Source organism: Comamonas sp. C11 (assembly GCF_024496285.1).
GTDB classification, from domain to species: Bacteria; Pseudomonadota; Gammaproteobacteria; order Burkholderiales; family Burkholderiaceae_C; genus Comamonas; species Comamonas testosteroni_F.
On record NZ_CP101743.1, the window covers coordinates 2140696 to 2160846 of the forward strand.

Sequence of the window (20151 nt, forward strand, 5' to 3'; positions counted from 1 at the left end):
GTTAGCTTGATCTAACATTCTGCGCATGAACACATCCGCAACCAAGGTAATTGACGCGCTCGGCGGGACGTTTGCCGTCGCACGGATCTTTGACATCAAGCCCCCCAGCGTCAGCGACTGGAAGAGGGATGGGATTCCTCGTGCTCGGGTTATGTACCTGAAGGCGGCATATCGCAAGGTGCTCGCTGGAATCGACTTGGCAGAGGCAACGGCCACGCATCGCCTGCGCCCATCCGACCAGGAGCTGGCTCAGCCATCCACCCAAGAAAAGGAGGTGGACGGCAATGACTGATTCCACCAAGCGCATCGCGCAACTCGCTCACCTGTCCAAGGCCCAGAAAGCCGCTCTTGGGGCCGTGCTCAATGCGCTGCAGGGCCTTTCCCCGGACGACGCCCAGGAGGTCTTGGATCACGCCATTGGTCATCTTGCTGTTGATGATCAAACTCCGATGTTCGCTCGCGGAATTTCGGGTCCGTTTGGCAAGCTGGACACCCCGATCAAAACGTGGATCGACTCGCACACAGACGCTCTGTTCAGGAACATTGCTGCCGCCCGCCAACAAGACGTGTCCAGTGCTCAGCGCGATTGCATCTATGCAGTCGTGCACAAGAAGACTTACACATTGATGGTGGCGGAGCGAGCTTTGCATGACGCCAATGCTATGGACATCCGCGAACAAATGGCAGTGCCATTTGCGGGCCGCGAATTCGGAGGGCGCGGCCGATGAGTCTGAATTCGACAATTTCACTGGTGGCGGTACCGCTGACCATGAGCAGCCGCGACATTGCGGAGCTGACCGGCAAGGATCACTTTCATGTAATGCGCGACCTGCGCGCCTTGCATGGACAGCTGGGTGCTTTGTTTGGCGGGTCTATCCATCCTTGGATACACCCCCAGAACGGCCAGACCTACGTCGAGTACCTGCTGGACAAGGACACCAGCCTGACCTTGCTGCTGGGCTACGACCCGGTGGCGCGCATGAAGGTAGTCAAGCGCTGGCAGGAGCTGGAGGCCCAGCAGCCTGCGCCAGCACAGCTGACGCGCATGGACATTCTCAAGCTGGCCATGGAGTCCGAGCAGGCCCGCATTCAGGCGGAAACGCAGCTGGCGCTGGCAGCACCTAAAGCTGAGTACGTGGACCGCTACGTGGCGGCCAATGGCTCTCTGGGTTTCCGCCAAGTTGCCAAGCTGCTGAATGCCAAGGAGCCGGAATTCCGCGCATTCCTTGAGGACAGCAAGATCCTCTACCGCCTGGCCGGCGTGTTGACCCCGTACCAGAACCACATTGACGCGGGCCGCTTTTCCATCAAGACCGGCGTTAGCCAGGTCAACGAGCACGCATTCAACACCACCAAGTTCACCCCTAAGGGCGTGGAGTGGGTTGCAGGCCTGTGGGGCAAGCACAAGGCCCGACAGGCCCAGGAAGCTGGGGTGCAGGCATGAGCACCATCATCATGGCGGCCTGCTGGCCCTTGCAGGGCATGAGCCCCAGCCAGAAGGCTGTCCTCATTTCTCTGGCTGACCAAGCGAACGACGACGGCGTGTGCTGGCCTGCAGTTGGGACCATCGCCGCACGCACCTGCTTGTCTGAGCGCGCCGTGCGCGATGCCTTGGCCTGGCTGCAAGCTGCTGGCGCTGTGTTCCGTGAGTACCGCCACAACACCAGCACCAGCTACACCGTCTGCCCCAAGCGTTTTGATCCGGCCAAGGCTCCGGCGGAGAGCAAGCGCACCACCAAGCGCAAAACCAATGTGGCGGCAAATGCCGCCCCCCCTGCGGCTGCCGCCCCCGGTGCAGATGCCGCCCCACCGGCAAATGCCGCAGTACCCCCGGCAAATGCCGCCCCAGCCCCGGCAGATGCCGCAGGTCTGGAGGGGCAAATGCCGCCCCCAAATCATCAGTTGAACCGTCACTTAACCGCCAATGAACCATCCCCGGCCGCTTCGCAGCCGGGCCGCGATGGAGCAGGTGAGCAGGAAGGCGAAGGGGAGACGGCTCTGCAGGCAGCCTGCCGGGAGACTTGGGCGGCTTACTGCGATGCCTACGTGGAGCGCTACGGGGTCAAGCCTGTTCGCAATGCTGCGGTGAACGCGAACGTGAAGACGCTGGTCAAACGCCTGGGCTACGAGGAATCGCCGCTGGTGGCTGCGTGGTACGTGCGCTGCGTGAACGAGACTTTTGTGACGAAGAACACCCACGGCGTGGGTGTGTTGGTCAACCAAGCCGAGAGCTATCGCACCCAGTGGGCGCGGGGCCAGGCCGTGACAGCAACGGCGGCGCAGGCTGCGGACAAGAGCAGCGCCAACTTTGACGCCATCGAGGAAGCCAAGCGCCTGACGCGCCAGCGCAAGGAGGGCGGCAATGCTTAACGAGCACGACACCGACTGGCTGCTTGAGGAGCTGGGCGCAACCATTGAGCTGTCCGGGCAGCAGATTCGCCCTGCGGCGCTGGCGCTGCTGGCATCCGATCTATCTCACATCGAGAAATCTCTGCTGCGCATGGCGCTGGCCCGCATTCGTGCCGAGCACAAAGGCCCGATCCTCACCGGCACCGTGCTGCAGTATGTGGACCATGCCATGGGCCGATTGCTGCCAGCGGAGGCCTATGCCTTGGCACTGTCCAGCTCGGACGACAGCGCCACCATCGTGTGGACGAACGAGATTGCCGATGCCTGGGCCGTGGCCGCGCCGCTGCTGCGTGCTGGCGACAAATTCGGCGCCCGCCAAGCTTTCATTGAGGCATACGGCCGCATCACCGGTGAGGCCCGCGCGCTGCGCCAGCATCCTGTGGTGCAGGTCAGCCTGGGTCATGACCCTGAGGGCCGCACCCGCGCTCTGCAGGAGGCCATGACTGCCGGCCGTCTGCCGGGCGGTTTGGAAGCGTTGACCGAGGATGTGCGTCACCAGCTGCAGCTGCCCGCCCCTCGATCTGCGCTGGCGCTGCCAGCCCCTGAGAGTGCACCAGCAGGCCCAGCGCGTAGCACGCTGCAGCAGTTGGCCAAGCTGCGCGATCACTTCGCCCGCAAGGCCGGTCGATTCACCCATGCCCAGGTCCTGGCTCGGGCAGACCGCATGCGCCTGAATCAGGAGAAGCGCAAAACTGCCGCCGCTGTGCTGGCCTACCAGCAGGGGGGCAGGTGATGAATGCCAAACGATTTACCAACGCACTACCTCGCAGTCAGGGACCATCTGGTGCAGCTGGCAATGACGCCGGGGTGGTGGCACTACTCAAGGCAAAGGGCTACGGAGTTGGAAGAGGAATCCGTGACACATGGTCACGGGCTGTGGCCGGGAATGCGGGAAGCGGTGCGGGCCGAGCTCAAGCGCCTGGGGTTCAAGCCGCAACCAAGCGATCTGGAGCCGGCGGAGCCAAGTACGGCAACAAGAAGACCGTCACCCCCGATGGGGTGAAGTTCGACAGCCGGGCCGAGGCACGCCGCTGGGGGCATCTGTGCATGCAGCTGCGAGCTGGGGAAATCAGCGATCTGCGCCGCCAGGTGGCCTATGAGCTGGTACCCGCCGTGAAGTTTGCGGACGCAAGCCGCGTCAAGCCCGCGATTCGCTACGTGGCGGATTTTGTGTACGTGGAAAAGGGCGTGGAGGTGATCGAGGACGTGAAGGGCGTGCTGACCACCGAATTCAAGCTCAAGCGCCATCTGATGAAGGCTCTGCTGGGCCTGGAAGTGAGGTTGGTCAAATGATCCAGCCTTTGAACCCCGCCTTCTTTGGCAAGGTCGTGCCGCTGGCCGGCGAACGCAAGCCCCCCAGCGTCTCGCGCATCACGCGGCTGGTGTGGCCTGAATATGAGCGCCTGGCGGACGGGCGCTACCTCATTGAGCGCTGGATGGAGAACCGCTGCTGCAACCGGGTGCAGGCTGGCGCTCGCACTGTCTACGTGTGTAACGACTACGGTGTTCTGGTGCCTGTAGAGGACTGGGGGCGCTCATGGTACTGAGCCGCTATGACCAAGCCTTAGAGATTGAGCGCGAACGCGCCTTAGAACGGCAGCGCCGCGACCGAATGCTGCGCGACTGGATAAAGCCACGCATCAAGCGAGTGGACGGCACATGGGTTTGCACTGGGCGCGGTACCACCGCGACAGGATTCAGCACCTTGGCGGCCTACAGCGCGTGGTTTATGGCGCAGTCGCAAAGCTTCATCTACACGACAACGAATGCCGCATATGGCGGGGCATTGGAGGGAGTGTCATGCTGATGCGCCGCGCCCCTCTCAAGCCCGGCAAGGGCTTCAAGTCTCGCGGCAGCTGGGCTGGCGCTGGGCTCCGTGACGAGCAGGACGAAGGCCACTACTGCGAGCCGGGCCAGGCTGCCAGCCGAGAGCAGCGCCTTGCTGATCGCGCTGCCCGTCAGATCGAGAGCGCCCTTGCTACGGCCAGCATGGTTCCCGGGAACGTCACCATGGCCCCAGGGGCTGGCACGACGGGCATCGTGGTTCCGAAAGAGCACGCCATAGAGAGCGAGCCCTACCGCCGCCTGGTGGCAGAGCTGCCTTGCTTTTGGTGCGGCATCAGCGGCTATAGCCAGCATGCCCACCTCAATTACGGCAAGGGCCTGGGCCTGAAGACCGACGACCGCACGGGCTTCCCGCTCTGCTGCAGTCGCCCTGGCATTGAAGGCTGCCATGTGGCCTATGACCAGTATCGACTGCTGGAGAGCGGAGGGCGAGAGGCCCACCGTGAGTACGGCATCGAGGCCGGCCGCTTTACCCGCGAGCAAATCCTGAAAGCTGGGCTCTGGCCCAAGAAGCTGCCGCTGTGGCAGGAATCCCCAAGAAAAACAAACTGATGGCCAGCTCCCCCCATATCTACAAGCGCTTCATTCTCCCGTCTGGAAAGGTTGTGGAGGTCCGCCGCATCGAGCAGGGCGCCAACCCCGAGGCGGTCGTTCGTGAAGTGAACGAGAACGATCAACTTGCGCCGCGTGAGGACACACTTACATTGCGCTTCCTTCTGACCCATTGCAAAAAAGCCCTTTGATGAACCAACCCCAAACCGATAACCGATGGCCAGATGGCACCCCTCGCAGCCAGGGCAATGCATTTGATGTCCTGTATCGCTCGCGGCATGCTCCGGACACTCCGGAGCCTGACTCCCGCCGCAAGGCTGGCGCCAAGCATGGCAGGGCCCTGCCTTTCAGCTTGCCGGGCACTCGTGTCCGCACACGTTGAGAGGACGAGCGCGTATGGATGAAGAACTGAATATGCAGGTGGCTGAACATGTCTACGGAATGACACGTCAGGCGATTGAGGCATTGCCGTGGGGTGTTCCTGATTTTTCCGGGGATAGGACGTGGGCTGCAGGGGTTGCGAATCGGATGCTGCGACAGCCGCGACCTGTGCTCTCGCGCTTCGATGCTGCGTTGAGCGAGGCCGCAAAAGCCTGGGGCTGGGGATCAAAGCCTGAGCACCAGGGGATCTCCGTGCTGCTCATCGTTTTAACGGCCGATGAGATCTGCAAGGCAGCGCTAAAGGCTATTCGCGGATGTGACGTCGAAGTATCGACTTGAGCTGCTGGTAGGGGTCGCCGGGCATACCATCGAGAAGGCTTGACCCCTTTTGCTGCAGCTCGTTATTGAAGTCAAACACGTCGTTCATCGTCCGTTCGTTTTGTGGCCGCTGCAGCCAACGGCGGATGATTTCAGCGTCTCGTTCGTTTTTCTTCATCTTTGTGAGTGCTTTAAAGCAAGGTTCAGCGCAGGTCGCATGGTTTTCCGCGAAATGTAGCAGAGGGCCTGCTTCATACCCCCTTGAAATCGCCTCGGCACTGTCGTTTCATAGCGCGCGCCGAGGCCGTTTGTGTGCGCCTGCGGTATGGCAGGGGAACACATGGCAAGCCCAATCATTGCATTCCTGGCGGGGGCCGGTACCGGCTATCTGAAGCAGCGTGACGTAGAGGACCAGCGCAAGCGGGACGATCAAGACCAGCAGTTCAGAAATGAGCAGCGCGAGGTCTGGCGCAAGCAGCAAGCCGAAGCGGACTCGCTGAATCAGTCCCTCAAGCAGGCCCAGGCCCCTGCTGAAGTCATGGACGGCCCTTTGGGCGATCAGAGCGCGGGCCCTCCGGTACCTGCGGCATTGACCCAGGGCAGCACTGGTCAGCCAGCGCCGCAAACCTTTCGCATGGTTGCGCCAGGGGTCAACAAATCTTTTTCCACCGCTGCGGAAGCCCAGCAGGCCCAGGCCGATTACGCCAAGCCCGAGGCGATGAATCAACGTGTGGTGGCGGCGTATCGTGGCGCCGGCCTGGTCGACAAGGCCCTTGAAGTAGAGCGCAACGTCAAGCAAGGTCAGTTTGCAGACCTGCAGTTCAATGAGGCCCAGAAGGCTGCAGTTGCCAAAGATGCCGACAGCAAGCTGCGTGCCGCGCTGGGTGGTGGAGCCCAAGGCCTGAGTTCATTTGCCAGCGAATCCGGCCTGTTCGGCGGTGCGAAGGTGGGCTTCGATACCGGCAAGGACGGCAGGGTGCAGTTCTATACGCTGGGCGCCGATGGCGCGAAGTCGCTGCTAGGCCAGCCGGTGGATAACACTCAGGAGGCACTGACTGCCCTGGTGTCTCCCCACTGGAAGAGTCTCGACACATCGCATTACCTGGACATGCTTCATCGCAATGCCCAGGCGCAGCGCGCGCAGGCGAACGACGACCGCAATTACGCGCTGAATGAGCGCAGGCTGAATGCGGACATCAGCCATCGGAGTCAGCAACTGGCTATTGCCGCCGGCAAAGCATCTGGCAAAGCTGCCGGAGCAGCTCCGGAGATCGATCTTCTCTATGGATTTGATCCTAAGCAGGCCATGGGAGAGGCGTACAACCGCGCTGCCAAAGCTGCTGATGCTGCTGCTGCCGAAGGAAAGCCAATGACCCAGCAGCAGGTTGCCCAGTATGCCCAGAATGATTTTGAAGCAATGCGCCGGGCAGCCGTCAATGGCAATCAGCAGCGCTTGGCTGCATCTGCTGTTTCAAGCGCGTTGAACTCAGTCAAGGACGATCCTGCAGCGTATGCGGACACATACAAGCAGGTCATCGCCAAGGGGATAACCGCGCAACAGCTGGAGCGCATGGGCTTCGCTTCCCCGGAGAAAGCCTCAGAAAAGTCTTCCGTAAAGCCAGTCGCTGCCGCGCCGATTGGGATGCAAGCGCCGGCAGGCCAGGCGAAGACAGCAGGCACCTTGTCGATCGCAGAACAGGAGGCGGCAAGTCGTGCGAACTATCAGCAGTTTCTGCGCGACTCCGGTTCGCAGTCGGTTGCGGCCCGCCAGGCGGAGCTGAGCGAGAAAAAGCGCCGGGAGCGCCAGGAAAAGGAAGCGCGAGACGCCGAACGCGAAGCCGAGCGCGCCGCTCAGAGGCGACAGATCGGAGCTGGGGCAGAAGCCCTCAAACGCGGCACGGCCGCTCGTGACCAATAAGGAATCAAGATGGCAAGCAAGAAGACTCCGAAGCTCCCCTATGAATCGGTAACGCTGAAGGACATTCCCGATGGGTTCTTCAGCGGCATGTACGACCCTCAAGATGTGCAGCCCGCTCCAACGGCTGAAGCGCCCAAAAGTCGCGGCCTTCTGGCCGTAGCCAACGACACGGTAATCGAAGCTGCCAATGCGGCCGCCGGTGGGTTGTCGTCTGCTGCCAACTTCATCAAGCCGGGCAACGCGGTATCGGGCTGGATTGACAAGAACATCATCCAGGCCGGTGAAGAGTCCCAGAGCGATGTGGTCAAGGCCTCAAAGAAGAAATTCCGTGAAGGGGTGGATAAGGCCGACGGGGTGATGGGTGAGCTGGGGGCTGTGGGCAGCTACATTGCCGAGAACCCTCTGCTGGCTGCTGCTCAGGCGGCAGGTTCCTTTGTGGGGCCCGGTGCCGCAGTCAAGGGGGCGGGCATGGCTGCCCGTACAGCAGGCCTGGGCGCCAAGGGGATCGAGCGCGCAGGCCGGGCTGGTGGCGTGGCTGCTGGGGCTGCTATGGCTGGCGGTGATGCAGCCGGTACCGCCTATGACCTGGCGATCAAGGCGGGGGCCACGGAAGAAGAGGCTACGGCCGCTGCACGCCAAGCCAGCGTGATTCCGGCCCTGGTGGGCGGTGCTGGTGGTGCCTTCGGTGCTGAAAAGCTGCTGGCTGGCGCCAAGGGGTTCGGCGGTGGTGCTGCTGCGCGAGCAGCCAAGACCGGCCTAAGCGAAGCCGCCCAGGAGGCCGTGGAAGAGGGTGTTACCCAATACGAGGGCCAGCGCGCTGCTGTTCCCTTTGATCCGAGCATCGACCCATCCAAGGGGGTGGCAGCAGCTGCCGGTATGGGCGCTGCGCTGGGGGGCATGACGGGCGCTGGCACTTCGCTGCTTACCGGTGGGCATGCGCCCGTCATGGATAACGCCCTGGATTCAGCCATCAATCAGCCGCAGCTGACTGTGGAGCAGGCACAAGCCGCTATCGACTCTGTATCAAATGGCACAGCTTCGCCTGATCAGCAGGCCCTGCTGGCGCAGTTGCAGGCCGACCGCACGGGACAGAACAACGTCAGCCCCATCATGGACATGGATGCACTGCAGCGTAATGGCGTGCCTCCCATTGGCCTGCTGGACGAGGTGGCCTTGAGCCGCGAGGGCTTGGGCGCCCCGGCGCAGGTCGTGCCAGAGCGTGGCGCGCTGTCACGCGCGGCCAACCTGTCCGCGGCGACGCAGCAGGCAACCCCCTTGACAACAGCCGCGGAGACGCAAGAACAGCAACAGTCAGCCCAGCCCACAGAAGGCGCAGACATGGAGACGGGGGAGATTTCCCCCGAAGCCCGCGTCGGCCAAATCCAGGAGCATCTGGACTTCCTGGCCCAGATGGGGCGCAGCCAGGGCTGGACCAACGAGGCCTTGGCGCAGCGCACGGCCTTGCAGCAGGAGCTGGATCTGCTCTCGCCTGCCCAGCGTATGGCGGATCTGAATGACCAGGCAGCAGAAGCGGAGGCCCGAGCCGCCGACTGGGCTGGCCGTCAATACCGCCCCAACCCCACGGAGCTGCCAGAGCATGTAGCCAAGGGTGGCCCGGCAGACATTCAGGAAGCGAACGAGCAGCGCCGGCTGAAGAACATCCAGCAGGCCCAACAGGAAGCGGCGGCAGCCCGGGCGCAGGTCGACCAGGTTGAAGGCGAAGGTAATGCACAGGCGCAACTGGCCGCGCAGCAAGACCGCGCCGCGCGCGTGGCCCAGGCCGCCCCGGACATCCTGAACAAGCAGGGCAAGCCCTTCACAGTCAAGCTGCCAGCAGTGAAGGCGGCTCAAGCGGCTGGCGCTGGATGGGAGCCTGTGAAGGTGGATGGCGGCTATGTCGTGCGCCAGGTGCAGCCCTCGGACAGCCCTGCACCCGCAGCGCCCAAGGCAGCGGCACCGGCCATGCAGGAAGCAACGGCCAAGGCTGAGGAAATCGCGCGCGAAGGCAACGCCCAGCGCCAGCAGGTGGCCCAAGCCGACCAGGACGCAGGCGCCCGATGGGATGCCATGCAGCCCGATGCGCAGCGCGCCGTGCTTGCGGCCGTGCCCAAGATGGCAAAGGTCATTCGCCAGAACCTGGAGGGCAAGGCCTGGGAAAAGATGAGCGCCGGCAACCGCGAAAAGGTGCTGAGTGCTATGAATTCAGAAGCTTTCATCGCAATGCAGAAAAGCAATGAAGCTATAAAAGAAGTAGCAAAACCATCGTCTTTGCAGTCACCTATCGACTACGAAGCCCAGGTTGCGGAATTGCTGGATCCCAAGCATCCACGATCCGAAGTGACGATTGCGGCTGGTGATGAAATCCCGGAATCCGTGCTCCGTGCTCAGACCTCCCGACGCAACGATCCGGGATATGTGATGAAGCCGGGCAAGGGCGGGACAGTTCTGCTCACGTCCAGCACCAAGAATGCGCAACCAGCGGCCCCGAAGGTCGAGGGCAAGGACCTGGGCAACGGCTGGGCCGCATTCGCCCCCGAATCTGGCACCAAGGCCGTGCCCCGTGCCCAGATGCCGCAGATCAAGGCCGAGCATCGCGGCGCCATGGTCAATTTCATGAACGCCAGGGGGATCGCGCACCAGGAGGAAACCGTGCCTGCCGCGAGCTTGAAGCCCACGCAGGCCGAGTTTTCGCGCGAGAAGGTGCAAAAGGCTCTGGGCTACGAGGGAGGCGACCGCTCCATTCTGGTTTCCAAAGACGGCCATGTGCTGGACGGCCACCACCAGTGGATGGCGGCGCGCGAGCAGGGCAAGGACGTGAAGACGATCCGCCTGGATGCGCCTATCGAGCAGCTGCTGGAGGCGGCCCATGATTTTCCCAGCAGCACCACCAGAGGGGGCGCTACCGATTCAAAGACTGAAGATGCTGGAAGCGGCGCGACGTTCACTCCGTCGGTGGGAACTGCAGTTGAAATCACCAGCGGCCTCTATCAAGGCAACAGTGGAACTGTGGAAAGCATCTCCGATACAGGCCGGGTGGTTGTTCGTGGCGATAACGCGCTGGCGACAGGATTCGCCACGACGGCTAGCGATCTGGCACCGTCAGCGCAGCAGGCTCCAACCTCTGGGCAGTTTCCTCTCGCAGAGGCAGACCGCAGCTACAGCGGAATTTCCCGATCTGGCTCGCAGCGTGCGAGGGCCGACCGTGAAGCATTCGAGCAGTTCATGGCGAAAGCCGAGCAGTCGGGAGCATCTGTCGCCACCACCGAAGCACAGCGCCAGGCAGCAAGCACCGCGCTGGAGGCCTTGCGCACTGACTATCTGGCCCAGTACCGCAGCCTGATGAATACCCGGTCCGGTGCCTATAGCGGCTTTGTTGCTGGTCGGGGCAACCTCAACAGCAAGCAGGCGAACAGCCGTAACGCCGCGCTGGACAAGGCAATGGAGCGCTTTGATAGCTGGGCCGGTGATAACGCTGATCGAGTGAGAAAGGCTGTGCTTGCCGCTCGCACCCCTGAGCAGGTAAAGGCCGATCGGGACAAAATGGCCGCCGACATGAAGGAGAAGGAAGAAAAAAGGGCTGCTAACCTGAAGGCGCAGTTGCTGAAGTTCCTGAGTTTCAAGAGCGGCGAGAGCATGCCTTATGGCAAGAACGCCATCATCACCCGTGTCAGCTATGACCGTGACGGTTACCCCAGCAGCCTGAACTTCAAGATGGCCGACGGCTCTCCGCTGACCGATGACAAGGTGGAACTGGTGGCCACGCTCAAGGATAAGGGTGAAACCTTGGAACAGGCCAAAACGCGAATTCGCGCTTTGGTCGATGAGTTGCGCGCCGAAAATCCCGAACTGGTCAAAGGCATTGGTGCAATGCGTACTGCAGCTTCAGCGAAAGCGGAGAAGCCGGCCAAAGAAGACTCCAGCCCTGCACCTGCTTCCTTTCTCGACCGACATAACACCATCGATGACGGCATCAACTCGGGCCAGCTGGCGCTGGATGACTACAAGAGTGCCTTTGCTGAGCTGGAATCCAACCCGGATGCGGTGCATGCCGAGCTGCAGAAGCTGACCAAGGACCAGTTGTTGCGCGCCGGCGGCCCGGCATTCGCCTATCGGATGGGAAGCGAGAAGAAGGACGCTATTGTCCTGGCCGCCTATCAAAAGATGCTGGACACCTACGCGCTGGGGCGCAGCTATGGGCCGAGCTTTCAAATCCTGTCTGCAGCCAATATTGCCAAGAACAAGGCCGACAAAGCCCAGGCGCTGCGCGAGCTGGTGGGCAACACCACGGCCGAAGACCTGGCCGCCCGGGCTGCTGAAATCAAGGCCATGCGCGATGAGTTCAAAGCCAAGCGTGCGGCCGAGGCCGATGCGCTGGCCAACCCCAAGACCTTGCAGGACTACCGCGGCTTCATGAACCATTGGGTCGATCAAGGAGACACCAGTGAAGCGGCCTATCTGCGCCTGACGCCTGAGCAGCGCCAGCAGTTTGATGCCCTGGAGGCAGAGCAGACCAAGGACCAACGCGAGGCGGAGAAGCGCCGGGCACGGGTCACGGTGCAAAGCGCAGGCAACACCACGGCCGGCGAAATCATCGCCACCAAGCACACAAAACACGGTCATGACCTGTTTGTGGTGCAGCTGGCCGAGCGCGTGGAGCGCGATGCTTACGACACCCTCAATAGCAGCGCCAAGCGCCTGGGCGGCAGTTACAGCAGCTATCGCGGCAATGGCGCCGTGCCTGGCTTCCAGTTCCGCAGTCGCGATGCGGCCGAGGCCTTCCAGAAGCTGGTGGCCGGCGATACAGAGCAGGCCCAGGATCTGGCCAATCAGCGCCGCGATGCTTTCGAGGATGACAAGAGCCAGACCACGGTAGAGCGCTTGCGCGCCATGGCTGAGGCTTTGGACCAGAGTGCAGACGAGCAGTTGGGGGCTGACCGCAAGACCAACACTGCCCGCCGGGCGCGCATGGCCAATGCTGCTGAGGACGCCGCGCGCGGTAGCAAAGCCTATGCCGGGACCATGCGCAACCTGGCTGACGCCATTGAGGCAGGCCAAGTCCAATTCCTGGATGGTGTTCGCACCAAGACCCAGCTGTCTCAACTTCTGCAGGCTCTGGGCTCTGCCAAGGTGCAGCAGCTGATGGCCAAGCATGGCTCTTGGGCTGCGGTCGAAGAGAACAAGCACGCGCCCATGGATGCCCAGACGGTTGACTTTGCCGAGTTCCCCCGCTTCACCATGTACCGCAGCGACCTTGCAGGCCTGGCGCGCCAGCTGCAGGAAATCGAGGGCGGCAAGAAGATGGGCGCGGCCCTGGCTCGCCTCGCAGATGATGTAACGGAGGCCTATACCAGCTGGGCGAAGGACAACCTACTGAGCGTGAGCCACTTCGGCAACAAGACCAAGGGAGGCTTTGCCGACTACTCCACCAAGGACATGGCCGAGCGCGCCATCAGGAAAAGCGGCCTGGTGGGCAAGGCTGTGGTCCTGCAGGTCAAGCGCGGCCAGAACCGAATCGTTCTGTCGCCAGGTGAGGCCATGCAGCAGGGCCTGTGGCAGGGTGACGGTGACAAGCGCATTCAGCTGGGCATGGAGTTTGTGGAGAATCTCGCCAAGCTGGGTAAGCGCAAAGGTTCCAAGGTGCTGGCGCTGCCTTGGCAGTTGGAGAGCACGCTGGAGAAGCGCCAGCGCCTGCAGCGCATGGGCATTCAGACACCCGCAGAATTCCGCAGCGCCCTGCGCGAGCTGCAGGCCTTGCGCCAGGAACGTGCCGAGCCTGACCGCATCAAGCAGCTAGAGCGCGCGATGGTCGGCCGTGCCAATGATGGCTTGGACTTCTTCCCAACTGGTGCGGCAGCAACTGCGGCGGCCATTGACGCCGCCGAGATTCAGCCGGGCATGGATGTGCTGGAGCCGCACGCCGGCATGGCGCACATTGCTGATGCAATTCGTGAGCAGACAGGCGTGGAGCCTGATGTGGGCGAGTTGTCCAATGCACGCCGCGAACTGCTGGAGGCCAAGGGCTACAACCTGGTTGGCTCGGATTTCCTGGAATTCCAAGGTAAGCAGTACGACCGTATCGTGATGAATCCGCCGTTTTCTGATGGGCGCGACATTCAGCATGTGCAGCATGCCTATGGCTTGCTCAAGCCCGGCGGCCGCCTGGTTGCTATCGTTGGTGAAGGTGCATTCTTCCAGTCCAACAAGCGCGCCGAGGGATTCCGCGAATGGTTGGACGAGCGTGGCGCCACGAATGAAAAACTGCCCGATGGCTCATTCATGGATCCCAGCCTGCCTGTGAACACTGGTGCTGCTGCGCGGATGGTGGTAGTCGACAAACCGGCCACATCAGCGGCTGGCGACAGTGATACTCGTTTCCGCCGCCAGGAGGCTGACGCTGATTTCGATGTGGAAGGCTTCCTGCAGGCTATGAACGATGGTCAGCCCGTGGCCCTGGCCCGGGCAGAGGCTATGAGCGCGGTACAGAAGACCGTGGATGCCATTCGTGCGGGCTGGGCCAATGGCCCCGAGGTCACAGTGGTGTATGACATGGCGGATCCCGCAATCCCAGCAACTGCGCGCCGTGCTGACCAAGCACAGCGCAGTGGTGGGGCCGATGGTGATCCCGAGGGCTTCTACTACGGGGGCAAGGCCTATCTGCTGGCCAACCAGCTGCACACCGACAAGGATGTGGCCCGTGTGCTGATGCATGAGGCGCTGGGCCACCATGGCCTGCGCGGCGTGTTCGGTACCGGACTGGACAGCGTGCTCGAGCAAATCGTGGCCGTGCGCCGTGGGGACGTGCGCCGTAAGGCCGCCGAATACGGCCTGGACTATGACAAGCCGGCACACCGCCTGCAGGCAGCGGAGGAAGTGCTGGCAGAGTGGTCCCAGAGCCGCCCCGAAATGGGCTTTGTGCGCCGCGCAGTGGCAGCCGTCCGCTCCTGGCTGCGCCAGCATGTGCCCGGTTTCAAGGGCATGCGGGTAACGGATGACGAGATCATCCGCTCCTATATCCTGCCTGCCCGTGGCTGGGTGGAGCGCGGTGCTGGCGCTGGAATGGCGCGTGACATCGCATTCAGCCGCACCAGCGCGACCAGCATGCCGGATGCCATCATTGGCAGCACACTGGGCACTGCCTCCTCGCATCCTGACTATGCCGCCGCCAAGGGCGGGAATATTGAGGCTGCCTTTCGCCTGGCCCAAGACATCGTGACTCCCGAGCTGGTGGCTAAGGTGCGTGCGGCGATTGGGGATACCAAGCCCGTGGTGGTACCAGTGGCGGCGGAGGAGGCCACAGGGCGCAACAGAATCCCTGTGGCAGCAGCCGGGGTGCTGGCCCAGCGTCTGGGGCTGTCCACTTCTGGAGCCATCGTGCAGGCCAATCGTGCTCACCGCACTGGCATGGACGGGCTGGATCGCATCTTTGCGCCCGTGGACTTCGCCGGCAAGGTGGAAGCCAAGCCCTACTTGCTTGTGGATGACACTCTCACCCAGGGCGGCACGTTCGCGGCGCTGGCAAGCCATATTCGGGAAGGTGGCGGGACCGTGGCCGGGGTCATTGCATTGACCGGCAAGCAGTACAGTGCAAAAATTCAGCCCTCTGCAGAATCTCTGGCATCTCTCCGGCAAAAACATGGTGACCTCGAAAACGAATTCCGCGCCGCCACCGGCTACGGCTTCGACTCGCTCACCGAGTCGGAAGCCCGCTATCTCGCGCGCTACGAACCGGCTGACCGACTCCGAGATCGAATCTCTGCAGAAGGACACCGAGGCCGCGCTGGCGAAGATCAAGGAAATGCTGGCCCAGGCTCACTAGAAGACGGCCCGCTCTTCAGCCGCTCGCGCCTGGCCGACATCAAGGACAGCGCGCTTACCCAGCTTGACAGCATCCTGAGCCACCCCGGCAAAGTCTCCATGTGGGACAAGACCGTGGGCACCATGCGCCATCTGGCTGAGCGCAATCCTTTTTTCAAACCCGTCTACGAATCCGCGCAGCAGAACATCGACGATGTGAGCATGCTCGCCAACGATGCCGCCGACCAAGCGCCGCGCATCCTGCCTCGAGTCGACAGCATGGGCGACATCGTGGGAAAGAACCGCAAGCGTCCGGTATCTGCTGCTGACAACAAGGCCGTGGCCCGCCCTCTGTTTGAGGGGACCCTGCTGTGGGCTCGCGACATCAACGGCCAGGCCTCCCTGGTGGAGGATCTGACCAAGAAGTACGCGAACCTGGGCGTGCACAACAAGGCAGCCATGCTGCTGAAGGCCAACCGGATCGACGCCGGCGTGCTCGCCATGTGGCAAGGCCTGCCCGCGCAGCAGTATGAAAAGCTGATTGACTCCCGTTTTGAGAGCAAGATTCTCAAGGCTGGCATTGTCTGGAGTGATAAGGAGCTGCAATCGCAGTTTGGCGCAACTCCGGATCAGATCAGACTGTACCGAGAGGCACGCGCGGCCATTGATCGCTCCATCGACATGACGGCCCGCGCCGACATGATGCGGACCCTGGGCGATGAATATGCCGCCATGCGTGATGCCGTGCTTGAGCAGCCGTCCATGGATAGCGCGGCCCAGCTTCTGCTGGACATGCTGGAGCAGGACGCCAAGGCCGTGCCCGACAACCGCGACCGCCTGGCGGTGCAGATGCAGCAGATCCGCAAGCGCCTCGAGGATGCCAAGGCTCTGCAGGACTCCGGCTATGCTCCGCTGTCTCGCTTCGGCCGCTACACGGTGGACGTGGTGGACGCCGCCGGCGAGCGCCAGTACTTTGGCATGTACGAGACGATCCGCGAGGCCAACACTGCTGCGCGCAACTTCCGCCTGACCTTCCCCGACGCCAAGGTGGAGCAGGGAACCATGAGCCAGCAGGCTTACAAGCTGTTTGCCGGGGTGACTCCGGAGAGCCTGGAGCTGTTCGGCAACATGCTGGGCCTGGACTCCGAAGGCAACGAGGCCCAGGACAAGGCATTCCAGGAGTATCTGAAGCTCACCAAGAACAATCACAGCGCGCTCAAGCGGATGATTCACCGCAAGGGCACGTCGGGCTTTTCTGAGGATGTGGGCCGCGTGGTGGCGAACTTTGTCTATTCCAATGCGCGCCAGGCTGCTGCTGGCTTGAACGTGGGCACGCTGGACAAGGCGATCAACGCCATCCCCAAGGACCAGGGCGAGCTCAAGGACCTTGCCATGGGCCTGCGCAGCTACATTCAGGATCCCCAGGAAGAGGGCCAGGCCGTGCGCGGCATGCTGTTTGCCCAGTACCTGGGCGGCTCGCTGGCTTCGGCATTTGTGAACATGACCCAGCCTTTCCAGGTGACGCTGCCATGGTTGAGCCAGTACGGCGGCATGAAGAAGGCCGGGGCGCAGTTGGCCCGCGCGCTCAAGGACATGGGTACCAAGGGCTTCCAGTACGAGGCCGACCTGGCCAAGGCCCTGCAGTCTGCCGAAGACGATGGCGTGGTCAGCCCCCAGGAAATCCACCAGTTGATGTCGCAGGCCCGCGGAGCAGGTGCGCTGCGCGCCGGTGATGGGACCGCTGCAGGGAATGCTCGAGCAACGGCTGCCAATGCATGGGAGCGCACCAAGGTGGCATGGGGCCAGCCCTTTGCCCTGGCCGAGCAGTTCAACCGCCGCAGCACCTTCATTGCCTCTTACCGACTGGCGAAGGAGCAGGGCATTCAGAACCCGTCCGCATTTGCACGCAAGGCGGTGCTGGACACCCAGTTCGTCTACTCCAAGGCTGTGAAACCGCAATGGGCACGGGGCACCATAGGCGGCACACTTTTTACGTTTAAGACGTACAGCGTGTCCTACCTGGAGCTGATGCAGCGCATGTGGACGCAGGGCGGCAAGGAGGGTAAGCGCGCCGTGGGCTGGTCAATCGCCATGCTGATGCTGATGGGCGGCGCTGGCGGTCTGCCGTTCGCTGAAGACATCGAGGACCTGATCGATGCCGGCGGGCAACTGATGGGCTACAGCATGAGCGTCAAGCAGTGGCGCAAGCAGTTGATGCAGGACGTACTGGGCAAGGAGCTGGCTGATTTCATCGAGCAGGGTGTGTCGGGTCTGCCTGGCGCGCCGGTGGACATTTCTGGCCGCCTGGGCATGGGCAACCTCATCCCCGGTACCGGCCTGTTCCTCGAGAAGCGCGACCACAGCCGGGACTTGTTGGAAATCATCGGCCCAGCCGGCGACTTGATCCAGCGCGCTGCCACTGGCGCTCGCAAGGCGCTCACAGGGGATATTGCTGGCGCTGCTCTCGAGGTATCGCCCACGGCCGTGCGCAATGCTGCCAAGGGCTACGACATGGCTGACAGTGGGGTCTACAAGGACAGCAAGGGCCGCAAGGTGATCGATGTGACGCTGGGCGAGGCCGTGGCAAAGGCTGTCGGCTTCCAGCCCAAGTCGGTTGCGGAGACGCAAGAGGCCACGGCCACCGAGCAGAACCTGATTGGGCAGAACCGCGCCATGAAGGAGCGCCTGACTGCTGACATGGCCCAGGCCGTGTATGACAAGGACGTGGAGCGACAGGCCGAGATTCGTGAGCGTCAGCAGGCCTGGAATCGTCGAAACCCGGAGAGCCCGCTTTTCATCGACAGGCGCTCAGTGCGTCAACGGGTGATCAAGATGCGCCAGACCAAGGCCGAGCGCGTTGCAGCAGCTGCCCCGAAGTCGATTCGCGCGAGCGTGCGTCAATCTTTGGCGGAAGCGCAAGGGCCCACAACAGCCCCTTGATCCGAGGTGTGGGCGTGAAGATAATGCGCCCACACACTCACTGCCCGGGGCGTGCGGTTCCTACCAAGGAACCTCGATGCCCATCACACACACAACGGCGCCGGCCGCATACGGACATGCCGCCACCTCTCGCACAGGAGGTGCTGCCGCATGAAGAACGAAACCATTGAGCTGATGGCGAATGCCGGCAACCGGACTACCGGCGGCGGCGCCATCGTGAGCTTTTTCGGCTGGCTGGCCTCTTCCAACGCCATCGGTATTCTGGGCCTGGTGGTGGCCATCATCGGGGCCCTGGTGAACTGGTACTACAAGCGCGAGGCTGATCGCCGCGCCGTGGCCCAGGCCGACCTGAACCGCGAGGAGCAACTGCTGCGCATCAAGCTGATGCGAACCACAGGTATGCCCACAGCCACACCTACCTGCCCAGAACGGGAAGCGGAGGTGGAGCTATGACGATGCCCACCGTGCTCAAACAGCGTCTGGTGCAGACCGCGCTGACCATCATGCTGCTGGGGGCTGGCGCTGCCAGCATGTTGCCGCCCGGTGAGCCTCAACCATCCGAGGCGGTGCTGCTCGCCATGGACATTGGCGCTTACTACGAGAGCAGCGGCCGGCACATCGGCAGGCCCTACGTGGACAAGGTGGGCAAGGGGCAGCCGCTGACGGCCTGCAATGGGGTAACGGGCCCGGAGGTCGTGGCTGGGCGCTATTACACCAAGACCGACTGCTTGCGGCTTGAGCTGCCCATGTACCTGGCGGCTGAAGCTGCAGCAAAGCGCATGTTCCGCTACTGGAGCACCTACAACGTGTGGGTGCAGGCCAGCCTCATCGACATGATCTACAACCTGGGCGAGGCGCAGGTGGCCGGCAGCACGATGCGTGCCCTGGCTAATGCCGGAGATCTGGATGGCGCTTGTGCCCAGATGCCCAAATGGGTACGTGGCACGGTCAACGGCAAGAGTGCCGTGCTGGCCGGACTGGTGGATCGGCGCGGCACGACAGCTGAGCTGTGCTCGAGCTGGGGTCGTGATGGGCACTTTATGGCCGGGGTTCTGCCATGAGTGTGAGAGCTATTACTCACATCGCTGCTGCCGCTCTCGCAGCTGCTGGCGTCTGGTACTTCCAGGAGGCCCGTCTAGGTGCGGACCTGGCCGACGAGCGCCTGCAGGCCAGCCAGTACCGCGTGCAGATCGCTGATGAGCGCACGGCCGCCGGCCGGCGTCTGCTGGCCGTGGAACGCACGGTCAACGACAAATACCAAGGAGCCCTGAATGACGCCATCCAGAAGCAGGCCGGCTTGCAGGCTGCTGCTGATCGCGCTCGCCGTGAGCGTGACGGCATGCGCAAGCAACTGTCCGATGCCGAGCAGCGACTTGCTGACGCTTCCCCCAGCGCCCTCATTGAGTACGCCTCTACCCTCAACTCGCTATTCGGACAGTGTGTCGAGCGATACACGGAGTTGGGGTTCAAAGCAGATGGCCACGCAGCTGATGCAGCAACCTGCCGCGCAGCCTGGCCAGTGATCCCCCAGACCAAGGAGAACCAATGACCCCCCGTTTGTATGAAGGCACCAAGCGCCTGCTGGCAACGCCCATGACCCGTGGCGCATACAACCAGTATCGAGGCTGGGAGACTCCTGCCGACGAGAACCCCAAGGACGAGGGCTACCTTGTCGAATATCAAGACGGCGGCAAGGCCAATGACGCCCGGCATGCCAACTACATCAGCTGGAGCCCAAAGGATGTGTTCGACCGCAGCTACAAGGAGCTGCCCGTATCCACCTTGCCACCCCACCAGCAGCGCGTGCTGGATGAAAAGCAAGAGTTGGACATCCGAATCACCAGGCTGGACGAGTTCATTCTGCGCAATGCGTTGTTCCGCCAGTTGGATCCCGAAGAGCAGGCCCGCCTGCGCCGCCAACTCGATGTGATGCGCGAGCTGGCAGTGATTCTGGGTGAGCGTATCTCTGCTTTCTGAGCCGTACGATCCGCCCA

17 protein-coding genes are annotated in these 20151 nt (G+C 62.6%); 16 read left to right on the forward strand and 1 reads right to left on the reverse strand.

The window, feature by feature from the left end:
* The first annotated feature begins 25 nt into the window (after positions 1–25).
* From NOX35_RS09870 to NOX35_RS09915, 10 genes are all read left to right on the forward strand, one after another.
* The gene (locus NOX35_RS09870; RefSeq protein WP_256496504.1) at positions 26–292 is read left to right on the forward strand and encodes a helix-turn-helix domain-containing protein; all 267 of its coding nucleotides are present in this window, start codon (positions 26–28) and stop codon (positions 290–292) included.
* Positions 285–728: a hypothetical protein gene (locus NOX35_RS09875; RefSeq protein WP_256496505.1), complete on the forward strand. Its 444-nt coding sequence runs from the start codon at positions 285–287 to the stop codon at positions 726–728. Before NOX35_RS09870 ends, NOX35_RS09875 begins: the two co-directional genes overlap by 8 nt.
* Entirely contained in the window at positions 725–1444 is a 720-nt protein-coding gene (locus NOX35_RS09880; RefSeq protein WP_256496506.1) for a phage antirepressor KilAC domain-containing protein, read from the forward strand. Before NOX35_RS09875 ends, NOX35_RS09880 begins: the two co-directional genes overlap by 4 nt.
* Entirely contained in the window at positions 1441–2370 is a 930-nt protein-coding gene (locus NOX35_RS09885) for a helix-turn-helix domain-containing protein (RefSeq protein WP_256496507.1), read from the forward strand. Before NOX35_RS09880 ends, NOX35_RS09885 begins: the two co-directional genes overlap by 4 nt.
* Positions 2363–3142, forward strand: coding sequence for a hypothetical protein (locus tag NOX35_RS09890; protein ID WP_256496508.1), 780 nt, complete (start codon positions 2363–2365; stop codon positions 3140–3142). The genes NOX35_RS09885 and NOX35_RS09890 overlap by 8 nt, the downstream gene beginning before the upstream one ends.
* Positions 3142–3702, forward strand: a complete 561-nt coding sequence (locus tag NOX35_RS09895) for a DUF1064 domain-containing protein (protein ID WP_256496509.1) — start codon at positions 3142–3144, stop codon at positions 3700–3702. The genes NOX35_RS09890 and NOX35_RS09895 overlap by 1 nt, the downstream gene beginning before the upstream one ends.
* Complete coding sequence (locus NOX35_RS09900; protein WP_256496510.1) at positions 3699–3956, forward strand: hypothetical protein; 258 nt, start codon at positions 3699–3701, stop codon at positions 3954–3956. The genes NOX35_RS09895 and NOX35_RS09900 overlap by 4 nt, the downstream gene beginning before the upstream one ends.
* 253 nt (positions 3957–4209) lie before the next feature.
* Positions 4210–4806: a hypothetical protein gene (locus NOX35_RS09905; protein WP_256496511.1), complete on the forward strand. Its 597-nt coding sequence runs from the start codon at positions 4210–4212 to the stop codon at positions 4804–4806.
* On the forward strand, positions 4806–4997 hold the full coding sequence (locus NOX35_RS09910) for a hypothetical protein (RefSeq protein WP_041744171.1): 192 nt from the start codon (positions 4806–4808) through the stop codon (positions 4995–4997). The genes NOX35_RS09905 and NOX35_RS09910 overlap by 1 nt, the downstream gene beginning before the upstream one ends.
* 205 nt (positions 4998–5202) lie before the next feature.
* The gene (locus NOX35_RS09915) at positions 5203–5526 is read left to right on the forward strand and encodes a hypothetical protein (protein ID WP_256496512.1); all 324 of its coding nucleotides are present in this window, start codon (positions 5203–5205) and stop codon (positions 5524–5526) included.
* Here the strand turns inward: NOX35_RS09915 and NOX35_RS09920 are convergent.
* On the reverse strand, positions 5492–5683 hold the full coding sequence (locus NOX35_RS09920; RefSeq protein WP_256496513.1) for a hypothetical protein: 192 nt from the start codon (positions 5681–5683) through the stop codon (positions 5492–5494). The two genes, NOX35_RS09915 and NOX35_RS09920, sit on opposite strands and share 35 nt — an antisense overlap.
* Before the next feature lie 162 nt (positions 5684–5845).
* Between NOX35_RS09920 and NOX35_RS09925 the strand changes: the two genes are divergently transcribed.
* The 6 genes from NOX35_RS09925 (at position 5846) to NOX35_RS09950 (ending at position 20134) form a co-directional block, all read left to right on the forward strand.
* A complete protein-coding gene (locus NOX35_RS09925; protein WP_256496514.1) occupies positions 5846–7423 on the forward strand; it encodes a hypothetical protein in 1578 nt (525 codons plus the stop codon).
* Between the two features lie 9 nt (positions 7424–7432).
* Positions 7433–18157, forward strand: a complete 10725-nt coding sequence (locus NOX35_RS09930; protein ID WP_256496515.1) for a PLxRFG domain-containing protein — start codon at positions 7433–7435, stop codon at positions 18155–18157.
* 150 nt (positions 18158–18307) lie between these two features.
* Complete coding sequence (locus tag NOX35_RS09935; RefSeq protein WP_256496516.1) at positions 18308–18610, forward strand: holin; 303 nt, start codon at positions 18308–18310, stop codon at positions 18608–18610.
* Positions 18607–19218, forward strand: coding sequence for a lysozyme (locus NOX35_RS09940; RefSeq protein WP_256496517.1), 612 nt, complete (start codon positions 18607–18609; stop codon positions 19216–19218). Before NOX35_RS09935 ends, NOX35_RS09940 begins: the two co-directional genes overlap by 4 nt.
* The gene (locus NOX35_RS09945) at positions 19215–19706 is read left to right on the forward strand and encodes a hypothetical protein (protein WP_256496518.1); all 492 of its coding nucleotides are present in this window, start codon (positions 19215–19217) and stop codon (positions 19704–19706) included. Before NOX35_RS09940 ends, NOX35_RS09945 begins: the two co-directional genes overlap by 4 nt.
* Positions 19703–20134 (forward strand): hypothetical protein, encoded by a 432-nt coding sequence (locus tag NOX35_RS09950; protein ID WP_256496519.1) that lies wholly within the window; start codon positions 19703–19705, stop codon positions 20132–20134. The genes NOX35_RS09945 and NOX35_RS09950 overlap by 4 nt, the downstream gene beginning before the upstream one ends.
* Positions 20135–20151 lie beyond the last annotated feature (17 nt).